Here is a 1,203-nt window from a genome sequence, read left to right on the forward strand (position 1 = left end):
TTAGGGAAGGTGCGAACAAGTTCCTGATATGAGATCATCATATTCATCCGGAGCGCATCCCAGAGGGACATCATGAGCCATCAACTCACCTTCGCCGATAGTGAATTCAGCACTAAGCGCCGTCAGACCCGAAAAGAGATTTTCCTCTCCCGCATGGAGCAGATTCTGCCATGGCAGAATATGACCGCTGTCATCGAGCCGTTTTATCCCAAGGCGGGCAATGGCCGACGGCCCTATCCGCTGGAGACCATGCTGCGTATTCACTGCATGCAGCATTGGTACAACCTGAGCGACGGTGCCATGGAAGATGCCCTGTACGAAATCGCCTCCATGCGCCTGTTTGCCCGATTATCCCTGGATAGCGCCCTGCCGGATCGCACCACCATCATGAATTTCCGCCACCTGCTCGAGCAGCATCAACTGGCCCGTCAATTGTTCAAGACCATCAATCGCTGGCTGGCCGAAGCAGGCGTCATGATGACCCAAGGCACTTTGGTGGATGCCACCATCATTGAGGCACCCAGCTCTACCAAGAACAATGAGCAGCAACGCGATCCGGAGATGCATCAGACCAAGAAAGGCAATCAGTGGCACTTTGGCATGAAGGCCCACATTGGTGTCGATGCCAAGAGTGGCCTGACCCACAGCCTGGTCACCACCGCGGCCAACGAGCATGACCTCAATCAGCTGGGTAATCTGCTTCATGGAGAGGAGCAATTTGTCTCAGCCGATGCCGGCTACCAAGGAGCGCCACAGCGCGAGGAGCTGGCCGAGGTGGATGTGGACTGGCTGATCGCCGAGCGTCCCGGCAGGGTAAAAACCTTGAAGCAGCATCCGCGCAAGAACAAAACGGCCATCAACATCGAATACATGAAAGCCAGCATCCGTGCCAGGGTGGAGCACCCGTTTCGCATCATCAAGCGGCAGTTCGGCTTCGTGAAAGCCAGATACAAGGGGCTGCTGAAAAACGATAACCAACTGGCGATGTTATTCACCCTGGCCAACCTGTTTCGGGTGGACCAAATGATACGTCAGTGGGAGAGATCTCAGTAAAAACCGGAAATAACGCCAGAAATGGTGGAAAAAATAGCCTAAATAGGCTGATTCGATGTGTTTGCGGGAAAAAAATCGGCCCAGATCCGCGAAATTTTAATCAGCGAGTCAGCTTGGGAAGAAATGACCTGCTTATTCGCACCTTCCTTA

Annotated in this window: 1 protein-coding gene; it reads left to right on the plus strand. The window is 53.7% G+C overall.

Annotated features, from left to right (window positions below; genetic code table 11):
- Positions 1-72: 72 nt before the first annotated feature.
- The gene (locus HMPREF3140_RS16840) at positions 73-1,053 is read left to right on the plus strand and encodes an IS5-like element ISKpn26 family transposase (protein WP_016947617.1); all 981 of its coding nucleotides are present in this window, start codon (positions 73-75) and stop codon (positions 1,051-1,053) included.
- Positions 1,054-1,203: the final 150 nt, after the last annotated feature.

This window comes from Klebsiella sp. HMSC16A12 (assembly GCF_001808265.1).
Lineage (GTDB): Bacteria > Pseudomonadota > Gammaproteobacteria > Enterobacterales > Enterobacteriaceae > Klebsiella > Klebsiella pneumoniae.